This is a genomic window from Enterobacter cloacae complex sp. IR5441, assembly GCF_049238215.1.
Taxonomy (GTDB): Bacteria; Pseudomonadota; Gammaproteobacteria; order Enterobacterales; family Enterobacteriaceae; genus Enterobacter; species Enterobacter hormaechei_C.
Window position 1 is genome coordinate 280,599 of the sequence record NZ_JBMKIA010000003.1, and the last position, 21,170, is coordinate 301,768.

The following is a 21,170-nucleotide window of genomic DNA, read 5'->3' on the forward strand; positions in this document are numbered from 1 at the left end:
GTATGATTAGCGCTCAAACGCTGCCGCTCTCGGGGGTGAGAACGGCGGGGTTTGGGGGTTAGGGGCTGATTAAAGCTATTTGACTACATTCAGGAAAATAATGCCGATAAGCAGCCATAGCGTAAAAAGTAAGGCCTGAGCTTTATAGCGTCGATGCAGTTTTAATATCCAGCCGATTCTCTCTTCCGGTAAAGCCTGAACGAATTTATAGGCATCGTCCTGAACATTTCTGTCTTTGGTAAATTTCATCTTCACGCCTTTGCGAAGACGAACAAACCAGATTATTTTTTGATAGTTCGCCAGCGAACCAAAAAATGATGCGTAATTTGTCACCAGATCGAGATCGTAGCCTTTTTGCCTATATTCTGAAAGAAGCTGATTATATTCGGCCTCGTGTTTTTTAAAATAACGGGAACTGATGAAGTCCATAATTACGACAAGTAAAAATAAAACAACAATCAGAAATAAAAGAATATTTTCTAAATTCACCATAGCTTATCCATGACATATTCAGTTGCTCCACCGGCAACTTCGCCACCAATGTATCCACCCGCAGCGGCGCCTACCACAGAACACGCGAGCAACCCTACACCACCTGTTGCCACGCCCAATGCAACACATACGCCAGCCCCAGCCATGGCGCCATATTTTCCGCCATAAATCCCGCCCGCAAGACTGGCGCCAAATTGACTGTACTTCTTAACGGCGACTTTGGAACAACTCTGCTCTCTACCTACTGTACAGGCATCGTAAACTTCATTGGTTGTGTTTGCACCAGCGAAGCCGATAGCAAGCCATCCTCCCATTTTCAGAAAACGGGCAGCTTTTGAAGCATTGTCTACATATGTTGAATACCCTCGTATCGAGGCAACACCCGCAGTACTCCATTCGTGGACAATTGACCTGCTTGATAAACCTAAAGCGTGCTTGATTTCTTCATAAGGTTTCAGTTTCAGCGTTAGTCTGGACAGCTTATTTAATAAAACGTCCAGCTCAGAAAAAAGTTTTTGCCTTTCAACAAAAAACTGCTGCCCGATCAATGTGCCTTGCGTTCTGTATTGATTTTGATAAGCCAGTTCGATAGCTTTTAATTTCTTTTCTATTTCGCTAAAGTACCTTTCACCTGCATCAGCAACCACCCCGAGAGATTTATCCATAAAATTAGTTAATGCTGCGATGGTACTAAAATGCTTGTTAAAGAAATTAGCTTCATCTGTATTCAGTTCTGCCAATGCTCCATTAACCTTTTGCTTTGCATTTTGTAATTGTTTTAGCTGAACCGCATTTTCAGCACCCGGAGCATTAAGGATCAATATTTGCCCGGGTTTTAACCACCGTGTGTCCCTGTTCATTTGCATAAAATAACGTGCCGCTTCACTGTCTGGTTTATTGAACAGTAGTCTTGCCTGGAAATCTAACGTACCAGCCTGCTGAACAACACAATAACCAGGAGCAACCGTTGATTTTACGCTCATATTGACATCCCTTTGCAAACGAAATTAAGTCTCTATAAATAATGACCGGGGAAAACTCCCCGGTCACGCGCGCAATTACGCTTCTTTGTTTTCTTTGATGTTCCAGCCAGCGCTGCTTTCAGCACCTTTACCACCGGCAGTGGTCTGCTCCCAGTACTGCTGTTTCACTTTCGCAGCCTGGAATGCATAGGTCACGCCAACGGTATCGCCGTTGTCTGCACCCGTGTACTGAACGGAAGTCACGAGAACGTCTTCCAGGGTGATGCGGGTGTATTCAACCTGCTGACCACCCGCTTTGCAGACGGACAGTTCAACTTTGGTCAGGTGTTTACCGCTTGCGCAGTGTTTCAGGATTGCTGTAGTGGATTTGTCGATCAGAGCGTTAACGTGCAGATCGTTAAAGTTCACTTTACCGGCACCGCCGCCACCGCCAACGCTCATATTACCTGGCTGGGACGCGCCCCAGGAGAAGGAGGTAATATCAGTCCAGCCGGTGTGGTTAGAATCTTTAGATTCGCCCGTAACACCCTCGACCTTCAGAAACATATCAATAGCCATAATATCTACTCTTCGTGGATGAACAATATTGCTTTCGAAAAAGCCCTTATATGGCAAACAGGAAAGCATGGGGCTGAATAAAACCGTCCATATTTTACCTCTGCCTCATATCAAACGACCCGTGTCATTTGACAGTCTTACATTCCCCCTGAATGAAAGGAAAGAATGTGAAGTCTTTTACTACTGCGGATTATCCTGAATCCAGGTACGATCAGGATCGCCAATGATGAGCTGCGGAACCAGTTTATTCAGTTCGTCGCTATGATAAAGACGTAGACAATTTAAGGTTACGCCTTTTACATCAGGTTTGCGCTCCGAGTGGAAACCATTAATTTGGTTTTTATACTTCCCAATAATGGCGTTAACTTTGTCAGTACCGTTTTCAGCATCAAACGGTATCCATTCAATAAATGCACTCGCACTGCGGGCCGCATCAGCAGAAAATTGACTGCCTTTATCTGCCACCTGCGCAAGGCAGCGCGCCAGGACAAAATCTTTTACCACCTGCCGGTATGTTTGCTGCTGATAAAAATCAACGTAAGGGTTGTCACCGCGAGCAGAAAAAGATAAGCAAGTGAGCAAAAGAAATACGGTCTTTAGACACCTGAATATAATTATTTTAATTCCCAAAACCAGATTTCCTGACAGTACGGAAAGCAATCGGAGTTACATATAAACGAATTATTACTCAGAGGCTCGATAAGGTCGATATGACCACCGCCATACCCATCAATTTTATTGAAGAAAACAACACCTTTTCGGCCCAACATTGAGCGTGCACCAGCCTCGCGGTCTTTAAAGATTTCTGCCTTGCCAAACACATGGGATTTATAAAGCTGATCGGCAAGTAATTTTGCGCCAGGCTCGATTGTTTTTCCCTTATAGGGACCGGTCTTTATGGGTAAACGCCCTGTAAATTCAACATTGCATTTTAACAATGCCAGGCTCATTCTTACCGCACAGGTATTTTCGTATGCCGGTTGTTGCTTGATAATCGTCGAATAATCGTAGCCAATTTCTGAAAAAACCTGTTCACCCGAGGCAAAACCCGCGCGTGTGTGATTTGAAGAGTAATGCTGACGTTTAAGTTGTTCGTATAATGGTCTCATTTGTCACTCTCCTTTTTTGCACGGGCGTAATTCTTTCATGCCGTCAATGATGATTTTTGAAGCGCGCTCCTCGCCTTGCTGTTTCGATAAGTTCGCAAAACGAGAATAGAGAAACTCATGTATTGTATTTGGCAAAAAAGGCCTGCCCTTGCACCATGCAGTGCCCTCAGACGCGTCGACTACGCCGAGAAGATATATATTTGCCTTAATGCGTTCACGTTCATTCGTTTTCGACAGCCAGGCTTTAGCAAAACGCTCTGCACTCAGATCTAAATCGTACCCTGTTAACAGCGTCGGATCGCGTTGGAAGTTTGATGTGTCATCCTGAGGCAATGCTTCCGCTTGAGGGTATTTGTAATTTCCAGCGTCCGCGCTTGCGAGAGTAGAAACTGCCAGCAAACTGGTCGCGATCAAAAGTATATGTTTCACCGTCTATCCTTATTCACTGACAGAAATAAGCTAAGCTCTTCCGCTCAGATGGCCGGCCCCTTCGGGCCGGCAATCGTCATTACGCGTCCTTCGTCTTCAGCGACGGCAGTTTAGATACCAGACGCAGGGAAACGGTCAGACCTTCCAGCTGGTAGTGCGGACGCAGGAAGAACTTCGCGGCGTAGTAGCCCGGGTTGTCTTCGATTTCCTGCACCTGCACTTCCGCCGCCGCCAGTGGTTTGCGGGACTTAGTTTCCTGGGAGGAGTTAGCCGGGTCGCCGTCCACGTAGTTCATCACCCAGTCGTTCAGCCAGCGTTCCATCTCTTCGCGCTCGCGGAAGGAGCCGATTTTGTCGCGCACGATGCACTTCAGGTAGTGAGCAAAACGGCAGCAGGCGAACAGGTACGGCAGACGGGAGGCCAGACGCGCGTTCGCGGTGGCGTCCGGGTCATGATACTCGGCCGGTTTTTGCAGGGACTGCGCGCCGATGAAGGCGGCGAAGTCGGAGTTTTTGCGGTGCACCAGCGGCATAAAGCCGTTTTTCGCCAGTTCCGCTTCACGACGGTCGCTGATGGCGATCTCGGTCGGGCACTTCATGTCCACGCCGCCGTCATCGCTCGGGAAGGTGTGGCACGGCAGGTTTTCCACCGCCCCGCCGGATTCCACGCCGCGAATCGAGGTGCACCAGCCGTACTCTTTAAAGGAGCGGTTGATGTTGGCCGCCATCGCATAGGCAGCGTTTGCCCACGAGTAGCTGTTGTGGTTCGCGCCGTCGGTCTGCTCTTCAAAATCAAAGCTGTCGACCGGGTTGGTGCGAATGCCGTACGGCAGGCGCGACAGGAAGCGCGGCATCACCAGGCCCAGATAGCGGGCATCTTCCGATTCACGCAGTGAACGCCAGGCAGCGTATTCGGTGTTCTGGAAGATTTTGGTCAGATCGCGCGGGTTAGCCAGCTCCTGCCAGGACTCCATCTGCATCACGCCCGGTGCGGTGCCGGTGATGAACGGACAGTGGGCCGCAGAGCCGATGCGCGCCATCTCGCCCAGCAGCTCAACGTCCTGCGGGCTGTGGTCGAAGTAGTAGTCGCCCACGATGCAGCCAAACGGCTCGCCGCCGAACTGGCCGTACTCCTGCTCGTAGATTTTTTTGAAGATCGGGCTCTGGTCCCAGCCCACGCCCTTGTAGCGTTTCAGGGTGCGGCCCAGCTCCTGCTTGGAGATGCTCATAAAGCGGATCTTCAGCATCTCGTCGGTTTCGGTGTTGTTCACCAGGTAGCTCAGGCCGCGCCAGGCGCTCTCCAGCTTCTGGAACTCCTCGTGGTGAATGATCTGGTTCACCTGCTGCGAAAGCTGCTCGTCAATACCGGCAATCAGGTTCTGAATGGTGCGGTAGGTATCGTTTGAGAAGGTCACGGTGTTTTCCAGCGCCTGCTGCGCCAGGGTTTTAACCGCGCTTTCTACGGCAGAGCGCGCCTGATCGGTTTTCGGGCGGAACTCTTTATTCAGCAGCGCGCTGAACTCGTCCTGGCTGAACGCCTGGCCCGCCTGCTGATCGTGTTGTTGAGTCTGGTTGCTCATCGATTATTCCTCGCTACCTTTCGCACTTTCGTCATTTTTTGGCAACTGGCTCAGGGATTTGAGCAGCGTCGGATCCTGGAGAATTTTCGCGATCAGCTCTTCCGCACCGTTTTTACCGTCCATGTAGGTCAGCAGGTTGGAGAGCTGGGTACGGGCTTCCAGCAGCTTGTTCAGCGGCTCTACTTTGCGGGCCACCGCGTCCGGCAGGAAGTCGTCCATGCTGTCGAAGGTCAGATCGACGTTGAGCTTACCTTCGCCGGTCAGGGTGTTATCCACCTGGAACGCCACGCGCGGCTTCAGCGCCTTCATGCGTTCGTCGAAGTTGTCGATGTCGATTTCCAGGAACTTACGCTCGTCGACGGCTGGCAGATTTTCCACCGGCTTGCCAACCAGATCGGCCATAACGCCCATCACAAACGGCAGCTGAATTTTGCGTTCTGCGCCGTAGATCTCTACGTCGTACTCGATCTGCACGCGGGGAGCACGGTTGCGTGCGATGAATTTCTGTCCACTGTTACTCATTGCCATGATGTTCTCCATCAAAGATGCGCGGTGAAGGTGAAACGGCAGACTCCATGCCTGTCGTCATAATGCCAGGACGCGTCATTCGCGGCGTCCAAAGATGTTTTCCAGTTGGTTAACGCCGTCTGGCGCCAGGTCGCGAATAATGTCCATAAAGTTGAGTTCAGACAGCCGCTGCACCCGTTCAATCATCAGCGGTGCGGGATGGCTGGGTTCGTACTGCGCAAAATACTGTTTCGCTTTTTCCAGCATCAGCTGGGCGTCGGCACGGCTGGTCACCTGCACGCTGCGCCAGTCCGTCACCTGCTGAACGGGCGACGCGGCCACCGGCTGCGGCTCGGCGTGCTGTTCAGCCTGCGCGTCACGGTTCGGCAGCAGCTTGCTGATATCGGTCACCTGACAGGCGCTGGAAACCAGTCCGACGGTTTTCAACAGCTGTTCCATCTCCGGGACGCCACTTTCCCCGAGATAGCCGGTAAGCAGTTCGCGGATGGCCAGCAGGCGTTCGTTGATCACGATTACCGCTTCGGTGCCGGGCTGATCGCCCCGGGCCAGCTCATCGATCAGTCGTGGACGACCGCCCGGATAATCCGGACACTCGGTTTTACTGCCGTCAAGCAGCGCCTGGGCGTCACGGAGCGAAATCTCATCGCCGTTTGAGCGGAGCAGTGAGGCGTTACGCACCGCGACCGTCAGGTCAGATTTATCACTCAGCCCGGCGAGGGCGTTGATGCGGTAGAACGGATCGGTTTCGCCATACTCTTCCAGCAGAGGGTAAAGTTGCTCCCAGTATCGGGACAGGGCTTCCTGCACCAGCACTAGCCCGTCGGCGTAACCTGCCAGACCGCGACGACGTGTCCAGGCATGGGTTAACGCCAGCATGACGCGAAGATCTTTGGTGCGACCCAGCAGGCTGGTGGCGAGTTTTTCCACCGTGTTCCAGTCGGCAGGCTCTGCCGGAATGATGGTGTCGCCAAACTGCTGCTCGGCTTTGCCCTGACTGGCCTGACCCATGGCCTGGAAATCGGCGTCGTACTCCAGATTTTCACCGCAGGGGTTATCGGAGCTTATCGGCGCGAGAAATTCATCGATATTCATAAGATCCCTGCTTATTCAAACATAGGCGGGTAAAGACCGTGGCGGCCCGGACGGGCGCCGCCTGCCGGATCGAACAGCAGCGTAAAGAGCTGCCCGGTGAAGTTTCCACTGTGGACGTGGGTGTACAGCGGATAGCCGTCGCAGCGGTTTGTCCACCAGTAGCTGGTCTGGCGCAGCGGATCAAAACACTCCGCCGCCTGCGGCCAGCCCAGCGTGCTCTGATCATCGTCGTCATAGCCAATCACGTCGAGAATGTCGGAACGCTTTTGTGGCTCAACCGGCTGGGGCGCCGGGATGGTCATCAGCATTTCATCTAGTTGGGAGGCAGAATAGCTGTTACGCACCGCGTGCAGCCCCAGACGGCCAAGCTGCTGGTACCAGCTCTCAGCCTGCCCGAGCAGGCGGGATGACCACTCGGCGGGGGTGAAGCTCAGTTGCAGGCATACCGGATAGTGGCGGCCTACGCTGTCACGGCCCGGCAGCAGGCAGCCCATCTGAATCATCTGGCTACCGAGCATCGGCGGGACGACAAAGTTCCACACCGGGGCTTTTGAAAACGGGCGCTCGCCGCTGCGCTGCTCTTCCTGTTGCCAGGCCAGCAGGCCGACCTGGAACCAGTGCGACCACTGGCGTTGCAGGGTATCCGGAAAGCGACGCTGCAAAAAATCTCCGGCGCTGGGTAATTTGCCATACCAGCTATAACGGTTCATCGCAGGGGTATTCGTCATACGGCTGTCCTTGCGGTTATGGGCATGAGAAACGGGGAAGCTGGAACGGGTTGCGGATGCTGTTCGGGGCAAACTCCAGCGTGACCTGATGTCCGTCGACGTTGAAGGTCGCCTGACGGCTCAGGCTACCCGCGCCAGGGCTGGTGCGCGCCTTGTCGAAAAAGCGGTTGAGCGCCCAGGAACCGTTAGTTACCAGCGTTGCGGTGCTGCCATTGGTCAGACCGAGCTGCATACGCACCTGGTTCGTCCCGCCCGGCCCCGGCCAGTTCATGATCTGCACCGCCTGCGGACCGTGGCTGTAGCGCAGCAGCTGGCCGTCCACGTCCAGCGTCAGGTTCAGAATGGTGTTGTCCATCCGCACGGTGCGCACCGTCACCCTGAAGGATGGCGTGGTCGCGCCGTTGGCGAAGAAGGCATCGCGGACAGACTGCGCCTGCTGGAACGGACGCAACAGCCCTTCGCTGCCCGGCAGCGTTTTACCGTCGATGCCCGGCATAAAGCGCCAGTTCGCCTGGGTGGTGTCCACCTTGTTGGTCAGGTTGTCGCGGAAAAAGGTGTCCATCAGTCCGGTGCCCGGCGCGAACATGCGGGCGAGATCGTCCGGCGTCACCTCGGTGCTGGCGCTGCGCACCAGTGGATAACGCCCGGCAATCGCCTGACGGCAGAACCCACCCACTTCCACGTTAATGCGCTTACGCACGTTCTCCAGATCGCGACGCTGGGTGTCGCTGCTGGCGCCGACGGCCATATTGCTGAACATGGTTTGCAGCCCGCCCGGCAGACGTCCCGCGCTGGCTTGCAGGCGGCTGATTGCATCGCCGCCCGGCGCGGGCATACCGCTGTTTGCCGCATCCTGAACGGCGGTCAGGTAGCGATAAAGCTCGTCAACCTGCTTAAGAAAATCGTCGAAGACGATGGTCTTGCCACCCTTCTCCAGCGGCTGCGCCAGCTCAATCATCGGCGCATAGTGGTCGGTCACCAGTTGCTCAGGCGCCTGCGTCACGACCGCGCCCTGCGTCGGGGCATTGTCACCGTTGCTGAACAGCGCTTCCAGCGTGCGGGTGGCGCGGTTGCTTTGATCTTCCGCTTTCTGCGCATCTTCCGGCGCAGGCGCAGTGCGCGACAGGGTCAGCACCTTGCTCAGGTTAAGCACCAGACGGCGCAGCGGCGAGTTGGTGCCTGAAAGCAGGCGCGCGGTGTTAATACGCTGGGAAAGATCGGCGCTGTTGTTGAGCTGAATGTCAGCGAGAAAGCGATCCCAGTTGACGATAAAGTCGCGCATGTAGAGCTGGCGCACGGCGTTGTCGATCTGCTGTTTATCTTCCTGAGCGGTGGTCGCTCCCAGTACCCAGGCATCGTCCTCGTGCAGGGCGGTGGTCACACTGTCGATCTGGTCGTTGAAGCTCTTCCAGTAGCCGTCCGGCGTATACAGACCCGCTACGCCCTCACTCACCGGCTTGCCGCTTTTACGGGAAAACACCAGCTCGCTCTGCGGGCCGCCGAGATCTGAAAGCGAAACCGGCTTCAGGTTCTCATCATGCTCCAGCAGACGTTTCAGGCGGCCATATACGCGTGTTGAGAGCGGCTGCTGGTTGATAAGCGCCCTTTCACGTGCCACCAGATCCTCATCCTGCGCATACGGTGAAGCCTGAATTTTTGGCTCCAGCAGCTGGGTCAGGTGCCATTCCAGCTCCTGAAGCTGCGCCTGCGTCACGTTCTGTGGCAGGTTGCGTTGCAGGTTAAGCATCACCCACGAGTGCAGGAATTTGCCGTCATAGTGCTTCGGCTGGTAGAGCATCTGATAGGCTTTCAGCGCCTCATAGCTGTACTCCACGTCGCTGCCGTTGTCGTTGCGCAGCCAGGTGGTAATGTGCATCGCCACGGCGGGCAGCAGCATCTGATCCAGCGCCTTCTGATACAGAGACTGCGAGGCATCGCTGACGTCATCCCCGCGATAAAGCCCCATGCGGCGGGAAACCGGCGGGTCGTTAACGTCGAAGGCATTGCTTTTCGGCAGATCCACCAGGCTGTTAAGCAGCGGCAGAAGCGCAAACAGATCGCGCTGGGGCTGGTTTTGCAGCGCCTTGCTCTGCTGCTCCAGCATCGGCACTTTTGCGTCCACTTCTTCCAGATAGGCTTTATTTTTGGCGTAGCTGGTCAGCCACAGGCCACCCAGGATCACCAGCAGGGCCAGCAGCGCCGCGTAGCCGGACCACATCACGGCGCGGTTGCGCAGTTCCCACCAGCGGTTTTCCCCGGCGATGCCCGCTTCCTGGAAAATCACGTTTTGCAGCAGGTTTTTAATGAAGAAGCTTTGGCCCTTCGCGCCTGGGATCGGCGCCTCTTTGCTCACCGAATCCCAGCGCGTGCTTTCCCCCCCTTCAGGTAAGGAGAGCGCGCGATTCAGCTCGCCCATCACGCGGTCAAACGGCATCCCTTCCTGAGTGCCACTGGCAAAGTAGATGCCGCGCGGCGAAAATTCGGTTTCGAAGTTTGAACGGGCAAAGACCGTGCTCAGGTAGTCTGCCAGCAGCGGACGCAGCGCGGCGAACTCCTGCGGGAAGAGATAGGCTTCCGCACGGGTTTTGGCGTCATGCTCTTTGAGCATGGTTTCCGGAAGGCCAGCATCCAGACGCTGTTGCAGCAGGGAAAATTCCTGCTGGAAGTTGCCCATCAGGTCGTAATCAGCGTGTTTGGTCTGCTCCCACGGCAGCGTAAAGCCCCAGATCTGGTCGCGCTGGGCTTTGTCGTAATCCGCAAACCAGGCGCGGAAGCCTTTAAGCAGGTCCGCTTTGGTCACCATCACATACACCGGGAAGCGAATACCCAGCTGTTCATGCAGCTCGGAGAGACGCTGGCGCAGGTTGACCGCCTGCTGGCGCGAGGCCTCAGCGGACTGCGAAAGCAGGTCGGAAATGCTGATGGTGATAATCACGCCGTTAATGGGCTGGCGACGGCGGTATTTACGCAGCAGGTTGATAAATTCCAGCCACTCTCCGGCGTCCTGAACCTGCTCGCTCTCCTGAGTGGTGTAGCGCCCCGCGGTATCCAGCAGAACCGCCTCGTTGGTAAACCACCAGTCACAGTTGCGCGTGCCGCCAATGCCGCGCAGCGCGGTTTTACCGAAGCGATCCGCCAGCGGGAATTGCAGCCCGGAGTTGGCCAGCGCGGTGGTTTTACCGGAACCCGGCGCGCCAATAATGACGTACCACGGCAGCTGATAGAGGTACTGCGTGCTAAAGCGCTGCGTCCACTGCGCGCCATGTCCCGCTTTGCTGAAGTGGGCTTTTTTCAGCATCTGGGCGGCTTCATCGAAACGCCCGGCAAGGATCTGCTCCTCGCTGTTCAGACGTTTCTGCGGATCGGCCGCCTCCGGGCTGGTGGTATTTTCGTTGAGCTTGTCCATCAGCTTACGGTTCAGCCAGGCGTTATACAGCCGCGGCAGAATGTGGCTCTGGGCCCAAATCAGGTAGACCACCGCAATGCTGATGACGCGGTTCTGCTCTGATTCAAGGGGCCGGGTATCCACGATGGACAACAGCGGGCCAATCATCCAGATGACCGCCGCGAGCGCCGTTACGCCCAGGAAGCTCCACAGAATGCGATTGGTCAGTATAGAAAGTAGAGTTGTCAGCATCCTTAGTTTCCTTGCGGCAATCCGTTCAGCTCGGCCTGGGTATTGTCAGGCGATACCAGCAGCGTAATCTCTACGCGGCGGTTACGGGCGCGATTTTCAGGCGTGGTGTTAGGCGCTACCGGGTTGATCTCACCCCGCCCTTCGGCTTTGACGCGCTCAGGCTGCGAGAGGCTACCCTGGAGCTGTTTTTGCACCGAACGGGCGCGCTCAAGCGAGAGTTCATAGTTAGAAGCGAAGCGTGCGCTGCGGATCGGCACGTTGTCGCTGTACCCCACCACCAGAATTTTGCCGCTGACGTTATTCATCGCCTGGGCGATGCGGTCGATGACCGGCTCATAGCGATCGCGCACCACCGTTGAGGCCGAGGCAAAGAGTCCGTCCCCTTTCAGGATCACCACGCTGCGATCCGCCTCATCCTTAACGGCCACCAGACCGGCATCAATTTCTGGTTTCAGGAAGCCGCGCAGGTTCAGCACCGCCGGCAGCTGACGCGCAGGCTGCTGGATGGTGGTTTCCGGCAGTTGGGACTGGTAAATTTTCGCCAGCACCGGGCTGGTGTTATCACCCAGACGCCAGTTCAGCACGATATAGAACAGGCAGGCGATAAAGCCGACCAGCGCCACGCACGCCCAGAGTGGGATCATCGGCCGCCAGAGCTTGCGCAGTACGGGGCGATCTTCCGGGTGCGGCGAGAGCGGCGGCGGGTAGCTGCCGCGCACGCCACGGATCATCTGCCACAGGCGCTGTTTGATGGTTTCAAGCTGGGTCCGGCCATTGTCCAGCACGCGGTAGCGGCCTTCAAAGCCGAGCAGCAGACAGTAGTTGATCATCTCCAGCAGCAGAATGTGTTCGCGCGGATTCTGCGACAGACGCGCCAGCAGCTGGAAAAACTTCTCACCGCCCCAGGTTTCGTTATGAAACGTCACCAGCAGACCATTGCTTGACCAGACGCCGCTGCTTCCCCACGGGGTCAGCGCGGCGGCTTCGTCCAGCGCCGTGCAGAGGCAGTAGCGCGCGCCGACAATCACTTCATACGGTAAGCCCGCCTGCTGGCATCGCACTTCGAAACGGCGAATTTCGTCAATCAGGCGCTGGCGCAGCCCGACCTGATCGTCGTGGGAAACCGAATGACGGATTTGCGGAATCGCATTGAGCAGCGGATTGGCGGCCGCCACCAGCTGATTGTTCCCACTGGCTCCGGTAAACACGGCATCACTGCCGGTATCCTGTCGTTCCTGCATATTAAGCGCTCGCTTTATTATTCTGTCGGGCTACGGATGGCCCAGAACTCCATATCGAGACCCGGGAATTCCCCTGCGAGATGCAGCGCGAATGCCCCGGACTTGTCCATCTCGTGCCACAGTTCGCTGCCCCTCTCGAGCTCGAAATAGCTGTAGCCTGCGTGCCACGGGATCTGCGGCGGCGCGACGGGCATTGCCCGAAGCATGATGCCCGGCAGCTGGAGCTGAACCAGATCGCGAATTTTCGACACTGGCGCAACCTTCATCTGGGCAGGGAAATGGGTTTGCAGGTGTTCGCCGGGGACATTGGCTTTTACCGCCAGCACGAAGCCAAATTCGCGGACCATGCTGGTCTCCGGCACGGTGGCGATGTTCAGCCCGTGGGAGCGTTCGTGCAGCGGCAGCTGGATGGCATGATCTTCCATGACCAGCGACAGCCCCTGACGCAGCATCAGCATCAGTTTGCTGAAGCAAACGGCGAGATCGTCATGGTCGTATACCGGCAGTATGCTCTCTGCGGTACGCTGCGGCGTCCAGGTGGCGAGCTCCGTGGCAAACGGCAGCCAGCTGCGCCAGAGCGCTTCCGGGTGAAGCAGCGGCAGCGTTTTTAAATGTGAGACGTCGCCAAGGTGGCGGTTGATCAGCGAGAGAAGCGTGAACTCAACCATCTCGGACGTATTGAAACGCCCCGGCTGGCGCAGTCGACCGCCGATCTGCTGGCTACGCTGCACCAGCAAGCCGTGCAGGTCATTGATCATACCGTACAGCTGCGGGCTGTTATTGGCGTTCAGCATTGGCGGAATGTAGCTGTTATCCAGCCGCACGTGGTTATCGTTGCGCTTTTCGGTGACGTACGCCACGCCGATGGCGGTCCATTCTGCCGTCAGATCTTTCTCCAGCATCAGGGTCAGACGCAGGCGGCCAAACTGGACCGTCGCCTCCCCGACCGACATGGCGTTGTCGTCTTCCACCTCTTGTTCAAAGGTAATAAAACGCGCCAGAGAAGACTGCTCCTCGCTGAAAATCACCTCTTCACGGCCACCGCGACGAACCGGCAGCGCAAGCACCACCTTTTCATTGGTGAGATTATCGGGGATTTTTAGCGGAGCCGGACCGTTGCGGTCGCTGCGAACCTGGAAAAAGGTGCCGTCAGGCAGCAAACCGCTACAGTAGCTCAGGGCAATACAGCCCTGGCGAAGCATCGCTTCATCCAGCTCAAGGTCGAGAAAGCCCCAAAGATACGATCGCTGCAAGGCCCCCCACTCACGAACGTGGTTGAGGAGGTAACTTTCTGTCCGCTGAAAATGGTGGGGACGCAGGAACATGCCCTCGGTCCAGACGACCTTTTCTGCTTTCGTCATGATGATCTCTTTCCTGTTATGAAGGGCGTTACTGGCTGATGACCCGGATACCATTTACGTCAAGAAAGACGCTGGCCTGGAGTTCATCTGCGGACCATTTCCAGAACTGGTAAATCGCGTTTTCGCCGGGAACAGGCAAAGGAAGTGAGACGCGCCATTTTTTGCCGTCCAGCGCCTGGTATTCCGCCATCACGCCGATATAGCGCGCTTCCGGTGAGCTTTGTCCGCTCAGGGTTTTCGAAAGCTGGCCCGGCATCAGGAAGAACACATCGCTGTTCAGCAGATTCGCGCCAAGCGTGGCTGACGCGTTGTTCTGTAAGGAGTAGAAGTCACTGGACATGAAATCCGCATCGGATTTCAGCAGCAACACTCTGACCTTAAGCGGTGCAGAATCATTGATTTGAGGATGAGCCTGAAACTGGAGATTGTAGCGGGAGGGGTCGCTGTGTGAAGACGACGTACAACCACCGATCAGCGCGAGAATCAACGCAAAAAAAGGGAACCACATCCGATGAAAATTTTTATTATTCATAAAAATATGCTCGTGAAACCCGTTTAGTTCAGGATCCAGGTACCGTTCGCGCTGTCTTTGCAGGCTTTGCTGTTGCCATCGACATCAACACAGGTGGTTTTCTTACGCGCTTTCGGGCGCAGTGCCTGTTTACGCACGGTGGCTTCGTACTGGTCAGCCTTGATCACGGCACGCATCGGCACGTAACCAATCAGCTGTTCACTCCCTTCATCGGCCAGCGCCATCCAGAAATGTTCAACCTGCCCCAGCACGACGTAAGTTTTACCGGTCTCAAGCGTACGGATCACTTTTCCGCCGTAGTCAGGACGGCTCATCAGGGATGCCGGGTACATGGCACGGTACGGTTCATTCACCTGAGTGAACTCCGCCGGAGGGGTAACAGCGTGACGGTGCGTCAGCGTGATGCCATTCACCTGGCTGGTCACAATCGTATCATCGGTGATCGCTGGTTTCTGCGGCGCCTTACAGCCCGCCACCGCCATAACAAACAGAAGTGATAACAATACGCGCAGTTTCATATGCTTTTCCGTAGCGATATTTAGAGGATGAAGAGAGGGGATAAAATTTGACTTAGGTGCTATTGTTAAAATAGTCGGGATATTTTCAGCAGGTAACTATTTTAAGGCATAGCTACCGCACGAACCCGACAGAAATGGGCCCAGCATGCTCCTGACATATTTTGACAAACGGTAGACAAGTTTACATGAGCTTGTCATCAATTCAATATTTCCCACCTGCTTAATGGCGTTTAATGATACGCCCAATGCATTATAGGATTAATCTCATAAAAAATGCGCACTTAGGTAAAATCGTCTTTTTCTTAGACAGATTTCGAGCATAACTCTATGAAAATTAATGGCTAAACAGGAAAAAGAGAACCACTATCATTAACGTAACCCCTTATTATCTCCACTACCATAATTAGTAGAATTTCATTTTTTCTGTGCGCTGCGGGATATATCTGGGATATTTTCATTGTTGCATTCAGAAGATAACTTTTATTGTGCACGAGCGTCCCGCATAAACAAATGGCGGCTAAGAAAATGGCAGGAATTTAATTTCGCGATCCGAAATAACCTGAGCAAAATTCCCCTTTGGGGTTATTTTTTGCACCTAAACAATTAAGCCCGGCTACATCTTTTTGCTCTCTCATCGTTCAGCGCGCTCCCTTGCAGCCCATAAACTGGGGGGTTCAGCGGCGCTGACAGTGAACCTCACGCAAGAAGTTTTACCGTTACTACATATTTATTTTACTTCTTCCCAACATCTGCCGTTCTACTCTTTCACCCGGCACGCCTCATTTGTCTCTTCTACAATGTTCGCCTTCCGCTTGACTTATTTTGTGATAAAGGTACTTTTCAGGACATGAAGAAGATCCTGATTATCGTTCCCGATGGTGGCATGTTGTTTGAGGCCGCCGGTATCGCCGACATTCTGATGCAGGCCAACCGGCTGCACCCGGACGGCCTTGCGCAGCCCCGCTACCGCATCATTATCGCCACCACCCAGCCTCATCTGATGATCCACGGCCAGTCCGGCTTGAACCTGCTGGCGGACTATCGCCTGCCGGAGCTGGATCCGCGCGAGCCGCTGGACACGATCATCATTACCGGCCGCGGCATGAATGAGCTGGAGAGCACCGCCGTGGTGGACTGGCTGCACCTGGCCGCGCCGCATGCGCGACGCGTCGCCTCTGTCTGCGGCGGAGCCCTGCTGCTGGCACAGGCCGGACTGCTCGATGGGCGCCGGGCAACGACCCACTGGCGGCTTCTGGAAACCCTGAAAACCCGCAATCCTGCGGTCAACGTTGAGGGCGGCCCGCTCTATGTTCAGGATGGCCCCGTCTGGACGTCCGGCGGCGTCAGCTCCGGGTTTGACCTAACGCTGGCGCTGGTGGAGGATGATTACGGCTTCACCCTCGCCCGCAATGTGGCGCAGGATATGGTGATGTACCTGCGTCGGCCTGGCGGCCAGCTACAGTTCAGCCGCTATAATCTGGAGCAGTCCGGTGCGACCGGACCAGTCAGCGAACTGCAAAGCTGGATCCTGCAAAACCTCACCGCAGATTTGTGCGTCGAAAGGCTGGCCGAACGGGTCGCCATGAGCCCGCGCAATTTCACCCGCGTGTTCACGCGTGACGTGGGCGTGCCTCCGGCCCGTTATGTCACCGAAGCGCGTCTGGCCGCCGCCCGACAGCTTCTGGAGCAGACCCAGGATCCGCTTGAGGTCATTGCCGAAAAAAGCGGGTTTGGTACCAGCATCAACCTGCGCCGCGTTTTTGAAAAGCAGCTTCATCTCACGCCGGGCGAATACCGCCAGCGCTTCCACTGCCGCAGAATGGCGTAATATGATCCTTTTTTGTCATTTACGCCATCTGACCTGACGCCTACAGTAACTCCAGACAACACAGATAAGGAGTGCATCATGGTTAAGGTCGGTATTAACGGTTTCGGCCGTATCGGACGTAATGTCCTGCGCGCGGCGCTGGGCAACCCGGATCTCCAGATTGTGGCCATTAACGATCTGACGGACAGTAAAACCCTCGCCCATCTGCTGAAATATGACTCTCTGCTCGGCACGCTGCCGGTGCCTGTGGAAGCGGCGGACGGCGCGCTACAGGTTGACGGGCAACGCATCACCGTATTCAGTGAACGCGACCCGGCAAACATTGCGTGGAAAGACGCAGGCGTTGAGGTGGTAATTGAAGCAACCGGCTTCTTCACCGAACGTGAAAAAGCGGCGGTGCATATCACGAGCGGCGGCGCAAAACGCGTCATTATTTCCGCCCCGGCTAAAAATGATGATCTGACGGTGGTGATGGGCGTGAACCACACGCTGTACGATCCGGCCCAGCATTTTGTGGTCAGCAACGGGAGTTGCACCACTAATGGTCTGGCGCCAGCGGCGCAGGTGCTGCACCAGCAGTTTGGCATTGAGCACGGGCTGATGAACACCACGCATGCCTACACCAACAGCCAGGCGCTGCATGACCAGCCGGAAAAAGATCTGCGCGGCGCGCGCGCGGCAGCATTATCCATTGTGCCTTACTCCAGCGGCGCGGCAAAAGCGCTCGGGAAAGTGATCCCAGAGCTTGACGGTAAACTCACCGGGTATTCCCTGCGCGTGCCGGTTCCGGTGGTGTCGATTGTCGATCTGACGGTGACGCTGAGCCGCAACGTGACCGCCGAAGAGGTGAATGACGCGTTCCGTCAGGCTGCCACCAGCGGGCCGTTGAAAGGCATCCTGGGCTACAGCGATGAACCGCTGGTCTCCCGTGATTATCAGGGCGACCCGCGCTCATCCATCATCGACGGGCTTTCAACGCTGGTGATTGGCGGGAATATGGTGAAAATCCTGTCGTGGTATGACAACGAATGGGGCTTCTCGAACCGTCTGGTGGATCTGGCGGTGCTGATGGATAAGAAAGGGTTGTAGCCGATCGTATTGCCGGGTGACGCTTGCGCATACCCGGCCTGCAAAATGGCCCCTCTGCCTGCTAACAGGGGGGCATCATGACACTCTTCAGAAATAATATTTAAACCGCACACGACCGCCATAACGATCGTCGTTCTTATCGCTTCCCTTTTTCGGCGACGCGTTCACCCACGAAGCGTAGGCGCCCAGGTAAATGTTAAAGTTCTTCATCTTCATTACGTTGGGAATAAGGTATGACGCATGGACAGTGTGAATATCATACTCACCCGGATCGGTGATCCAGCAATCATTCTCACACTCTGCGTCAAAGGTTGAAGTGTTAAATTCGTCGATTTCGTTATGTGCATAAATATAGCCCAGGTCATGGTGAATCCGTAACCGGTGCGGTCAGACTGATCGACCCAACGACCCGCGTCATCCCGATAGCCATAAGCATTGTTGACCAGATTGGTTTCCATGGCGACGGCCGTTGAGAACGGGCCTTCCTGCCACGAAATAACTGGCCGGACATAGGCGACGTTCTTATCATTTTCCAGTTCCGCGCCATGGTAGCGCTGGTCGACGTACAGATCGCTGCCGTCTTTGAACAGCGTATTCAGCTCGAAATACCAGTTATCCAGCGTTTTACTCATCAGGAAGTTACCGCCGCTGTCGGTACGGCCACGCCCCTCTTTCAGCATATAAATGTAACCATAGCCGTCGCTATAAAGATCGTCCGCTGTATTGCCTGAGTATTCAACAAAGGTATCCTGGTTGAGCGGGAACATATCGTAGGCTTCAAAACGTCCAACTTTAATTTCCCAGTCGTTTTCTGCGCCAAAGAAAAATACCGCATCATCAAGGTACATTTGCCCTGCCAAATCTCCCAGTGGTTGTACAGAAAATCCGGAAAAATGGCCGTTATCCATTTTTCGATAACCATCAAACCCCAGCAAAATACGACCATTAATATCCCACCGTTCTTTATCTCCCGGTGCCCAGTCGCTATTAGCACTTTGCTTAACAGAAGTCAGACTGCCGGTTTTGCTGGCAGCATCCATATTAAATTCCACATCGCCATAAAATTTTATATCTCCAAAGCCCGAAAGCGTCAGCTTCGGTGGTGCGTCTTTATTGACGGGCTCTTCTGACTGGACGACCACGGGAGCAGCCTGCTGACTGGCCGCCTGCTGTTGTTTCAACGCCTCGATTTGCGCCTCCAGTTGCGCCAGTTTTTCATCTACGCTCGTCGCGCTTTGTGCCGCAAAAAGAGAGCCAGAACAGAGTACCCCCACGAGGACAACCATTTTTTTAATTGCATAGAATCCATCCTGAAATAAAAGCGAATACCCTAAGTGATGGGCCACTCTATTTCGTCTAAATGTTTTTCGGCAGGCTATTATGTTTTTTGTTATGTCGGTTATGTTTTTTACTTTGTGTGACCTTCACGGAAAGTTATTCGCGGAATGTAATAAAGAAACACAACCCCGTTCACAGAATTAAAAAAGATTGCAACCCATAAATCTGGTCAATATTTATAGTGTGCCCTGACAGGATATTTAATTAAAACCATTCCCCAAAAAACATTCCCCGAGTAAATTGTTTCCGGCGCGCTTCTCACGTCCGGGCGCGGCGGTAAATTGTCTGGTAATGCGCAAAATGGGATATCTAACACGCGAAGCGGGCAATATTCGTCTAAGGTTTTCAGGTGATTGACGACAGCGGTGACGCTGCCCAGCGACGAATGGAGATGAACCGATGATAAAAACTCGAATGCTACGCCCTGGCTTGTTACACCTTACGTTGGCAGGCGCACTACTCGGTGTTACCGCATTTGGTTATGCTGAAGACCAGCCAACGAGCCAGCAAAGCTCACCTGATATTCTCCTTGGCCCCCTCTTTAATGAAGTACAGAGCGCCAGACTGTTCCCGGATCAGAAAACCTTTGCGGATGCCGTTCCCAAAAGCGACCCGCTAACCATCCTGGCGGATTACCGGATGCAGCATACCCAGTCCGGTTTTGACCTGCGCCACTTCGTGGAGATGAACTTTATCCTGCCGAAGGAGGGTGAGAAATACGTTCCCCCTGAAGGCCAGAGCCTGCGCGAACACATAGACGATCTGTGGCCTGTTCTGACCCGCACCACCGACAAAGCGAACAAATGGGACTCCCTCCTGCCCCTGCCAAAACCCTATGTCGTGCCGGGAGGACGCTTCCGCGAAGTCTATTACTGGGACAGCTATTTCACCATGCTGGGGCTGGCCGAGAGCGGCCACTGGGACAAGATCGGCGACATGGTGGACAACTTCGCTTACGAGCTTGATACCTGGGGCCATATCCCTAACGGTAACCGCAGCTACTACCTGAGCCGCTCTCAGCCGCCGTTCTTCTCGCTGATGGTGGAATTGCTGGCCACGCATGACAGCGACGCGTTAAAGAAATACCGTCCGCAGATGGAGAAAGAGTACGCTTACTGGATGGAGGGGGCTGATGGGCTCCAGCCTGGTCAGGCGAACAAACGCGTGGTGAAGCTGGATGACGGCTCGATCCTCAACCGCTACTGGGACGATCGGGACACGCCGCGCCCTGAGTCGTGGCTGGATGACGTGACCACCGCCAAAAATAACCCTAACCGTCCGGCCACCGAGATTTACCGCGATCTGCGCTCTGCCGCGGCCTCGGGCTGGGATTTCAGCTCCCGCTGGATGGACGATCCACAGAAGCTGGGTACCATCCGCACCACCAGCATCGTGCCGGTGGATCTGAATGCGCTGATGTTTAAGATGGAAAAACTGCTGACCCGCGCCAGCCAGGAAGACGGCGATACCGCCAGCGCAAGTAAATACGATGCGCTGGCCTCCGCACGCCAGAAAGCCATGGAGAGCCACCTGTGGAACGATAAAGAGGGCTGGTATGCGGATTACGATCTGAAAACCAGGAAGGTACGTAATCAGCTGACGGCCGCAGCCCTCTTCCCGCTGTATGTGAAGGCCGCATCACAGGATCGCGCCGATAAAGTGGCCGCAGCCGCGTCGTCACGCCTGCTGAAACCGGGCGGTATTTCTACCACCACCATCAACAGCGGGCAGCAGTGGGATGCGCCGAACGGCTGGGCGCCGTTGCAGTGGGTCGCGGTGGAAGGGTTGCAGAACTATGGTCAGCAGAAAGTGGCGATGGACGTAACCTGGCGTTTCCTGAAAAACGTTCAGCATACCTACGATCGCGAGAAGAAACTGGTTGAGAAGTACGATGTCTCTTCGACCGGTACCGGCGGTGGCGGCGGTGAGTATCCGTTGCAGGACGGTTTCGGCTGGAGTAACGGCGTGACGCTCAGGATGCTGGACATGGTCTGCCCGAAAGAGAAGCCGTGCGACAGCGTACCGGAGAATCAGCCTGCGGCAAACGATGATGTCGCGCCTGCAAAACAGGCGGCGCAGTAGCGCCCCTCACACTGACCCTCTCCCCGGTGGGGCGAGGGGACGGTTC

Annotated in this window: 18 protein-coding genes and 1 pseudogene; 3 read left to right on the top strand and 16 right to left on the bottom strand. The window is 55.2% G+C overall.

The features are described 5' to 3' along the window. Nucleotides 1-75: 75 nt before the first annotated feature. The 15 genes from ACOTX5_RS05865 to ACOTX5_RS05935 all read right to left on the bottom strand — a co-directional run bounded on the left by ACOTX5_RS05865 (nt 76) and on the right by ACOTX5_RS05935 (nt 14,787). Nucleotides 76-492 (bottom strand): hypothetical protein, encoded by a 417-nt coding sequence (locus ACOTX5_RS05865; RefSeq protein ID WP_015570334.1) that lies wholly within the window; start codon nt 490-492, stop codon nt 76-78. Continuing rightward, nucleotides 486-1,475: a hypothetical protein gene (locus tag ACOTX5_RS05870; RefSeq protein ID WP_032103580.1), complete on the bottom strand. Its 990-nt coding sequence runs from the start codon at nt 1,473-1,475 to the stop codon at nt 486-488. Before ACOTX5_RS05870 ends, ACOTX5_RS05865 begins: the two co-directional genes overlap by 7 nt. Before the next feature lie 75 nt (nt 1,476-1,550). Next, nucleotides 1,551-2,033 (bottom strand): Hcp family type VI secretion system effector, encoded by a 483-nt coding sequence (locus tag ACOTX5_RS05875; protein ID WP_014884229.1) that lies wholly within the window; start codon nt 2,031-2,033, stop codon nt 1,551-1,553. Between the two features lie 180 nt (nt 2,034-2,213). After that, the gene (locus ACOTX5_RS05880; RefSeq protein WP_022651413.1) at nt 2,214-2,663 is read right to left on the bottom strand and encodes a T6SS amidase immunity protein Tai4 family protein; all 450 of its coding nucleotides are present in this window, start codon (nt 2,661-2,663) and stop codon (nt 2,214-2,216) included. Beyond that, complete coding sequence (locus ACOTX5_RS05885; RefSeq protein WP_022648411.1) at nt 2,648-3,142, bottom strand: T6SS effector amidase Tae4 family protein; 495 nt, start codon at nt 3,140-3,142, stop codon at nt 2,648-2,650. The genes ACOTX5_RS05880 and ACOTX5_RS05885 overlap by 16 nt, the downstream gene beginning before the upstream one ends. Before the next feature lie 3 nt (nt 3,143-3,145). Continuing rightward, nucleotides 3,146-3,571, bottom strand: coding sequence for a Rap1a/Tai family immunity protein (locus ACOTX5_RS05890; RefSeq protein ID WP_045911214.1), 426 nt, complete (start codon nt 3,569-3,571; stop codon nt 3,146-3,148). Between the two features lie 79 nt (nt 3,572-3,650). After that, complete coding sequence (gene tssC / locus ACOTX5_RS05895) at nt 3,651-5,150, bottom strand: type VI secretion system contractile sheath large subunit (protein WP_006810956.1); 1,500 nt, start codon at nt 5,148-5,150, stop codon at nt 3,651-3,653. Nucleotides 5,151-5,153: 3 nt separating this feature from the next. Next, the gene (tssB, locus tag ACOTX5_RS05900; RefSeq protein ID WP_008502644.1) at nt 5,154-5,678 is read right to left on the bottom strand and encodes a type VI secretion system contractile sheath small subunit; all 525 of its coding nucleotides are present in this window, start codon (nt 5,676-5,678) and stop codon (nt 5,154-5,156) included. A gap of 75 nt (nt 5,679-5,753) precedes the next feature. Continuing rightward, nucleotides 5,754-6,770 (bottom strand): type VI secretion system protein TssA, encoded by a 1,017-nt coding sequence (gene tssA / locus ACOTX5_RS05905; protein WP_045911212.1) that lies wholly within the window; start codon nt 6,768-6,770, stop codon nt 5,754-5,756. An 11-nt stretch (nt 6,771-6,781) separates the two neighbouring features. Beyond that, a complete protein-coding gene (gene tagF / locus ACOTX5_RS05910; protein WP_058686912.1) occupies nt 6,782-7,498 on the bottom strand; it encodes a type VI secretion system-associated protein TagF in 717 nt (238 codons plus the stop codon). A gap of 16 nt (nt 7,499-7,514) precedes the next feature. Continuing rightward, entirely contained in the window at nt 7,515-11,135 is a 3,621-nt protein-coding gene (tssM, locus tag ACOTX5_RS05915; RefSeq protein WP_045911211.1) for a type VI secretion system membrane subunit TssM, read from the bottom strand. Nucleotides 11,136-11,137: 2 nt separating this feature from the next. Continuing rightward, nucleotides 11,138-12,376 (bottom strand): DotU family type VI secretion system protein, encoded by a 1,239-nt coding sequence (locus ACOTX5_RS05920; RefSeq protein WP_003859963.1) that lies wholly within the window; start codon nt 12,374-12,376, stop codon nt 11,138-11,140. A 17-nt stretch (nt 12,377-12,393) separates the two neighbouring features. Beyond that, nucleotides 12,394-13,737 carry a type VI secretion system baseplate subunit TssK gene (gene tssK / locus ACOTX5_RS05925; RefSeq protein ID WP_015570328.1) on the bottom strand — a complete coding sequence of 448 codons (1,344 nt, stop codon included), beginning with the start codon at nt 13,735-13,737 and terminating at the stop codon, nt 12,394-12,396. Between the two features lie 28 nt (nt 13,738-13,765). Next, nucleotides 13,766-14,269, bottom strand: a complete 504-nt coding sequence (gene tssJ, locus ACOTX5_RS05930; protein ID WP_022648418.1) for a type VI secretion system lipoprotein TssJ — start codon at nt 14,267-14,269, stop codon at nt 13,766-13,768. Nucleotides 14,270-14,292: 23 nt separating this feature from the next. Beyond that, nucleotides 14,293-14,787, bottom strand: coding sequence for a hypothetical protein (locus ACOTX5_RS05935; RefSeq protein ID WP_006810964.1), 495 nt, complete (start codon nt 14,785-14,787; stop codon nt 14,293-14,295). Nucleotides 14,788-15,634: 847 nt separating this feature from the next. On the opposite strand from ACOTX5_RS05935, the gene ACOTX5_RS05940 reads away from it, so the two are divergent. After that, a complete protein-coding gene (locus ACOTX5_RS05940; protein ID WP_045911210.1) occupies nt 15,635-16,615 on the top strand; it encodes a GlxA family transcriptional regulator in 981 nt (326 codons plus the stop codon). A 78-nt stretch (nt 16,616-16,693) separates the two neighbouring features. Then, nucleotides 16,694-17,704, top strand: coding sequence for a type I glyceraldehyde-3-phosphate dehydrogenase (gene gap / locus ACOTX5_RS05945; protein ID WP_045911209.1), 1,011 nt, complete (start codon nt 16,694-16,696; stop codon nt 17,702-17,704). An 87-nt stretch (nt 17,705-17,791) separates the two neighbouring features. Here the strand turns inward: gap and ACOTX5_RS05950 are convergent. Further along, a pseudogene (locus tag ACOTX5_RS05950) lies at nt 17,792-18,990 on the bottom strand (carbohydrate porin). A gap of 451 nt (nt 18,991-19,441) precedes the next feature. Between ACOTX5_RS05950 and ACOTX5_RS05955 the strand changes: the two are divergent. Beyond that, nucleotides 19,442-21,124 (top strand): alpha,alpha-trehalase, encoded by a 1,683-nt coding sequence (locus ACOTX5_RS05955; RefSeq protein WP_045911208.1) that lies wholly within the window; start codon nt 19,442-19,444, stop codon nt 21,122-21,124. The last annotated feature ends 46 nt before the right edge of the window (nt 21,125-21,170 follow it).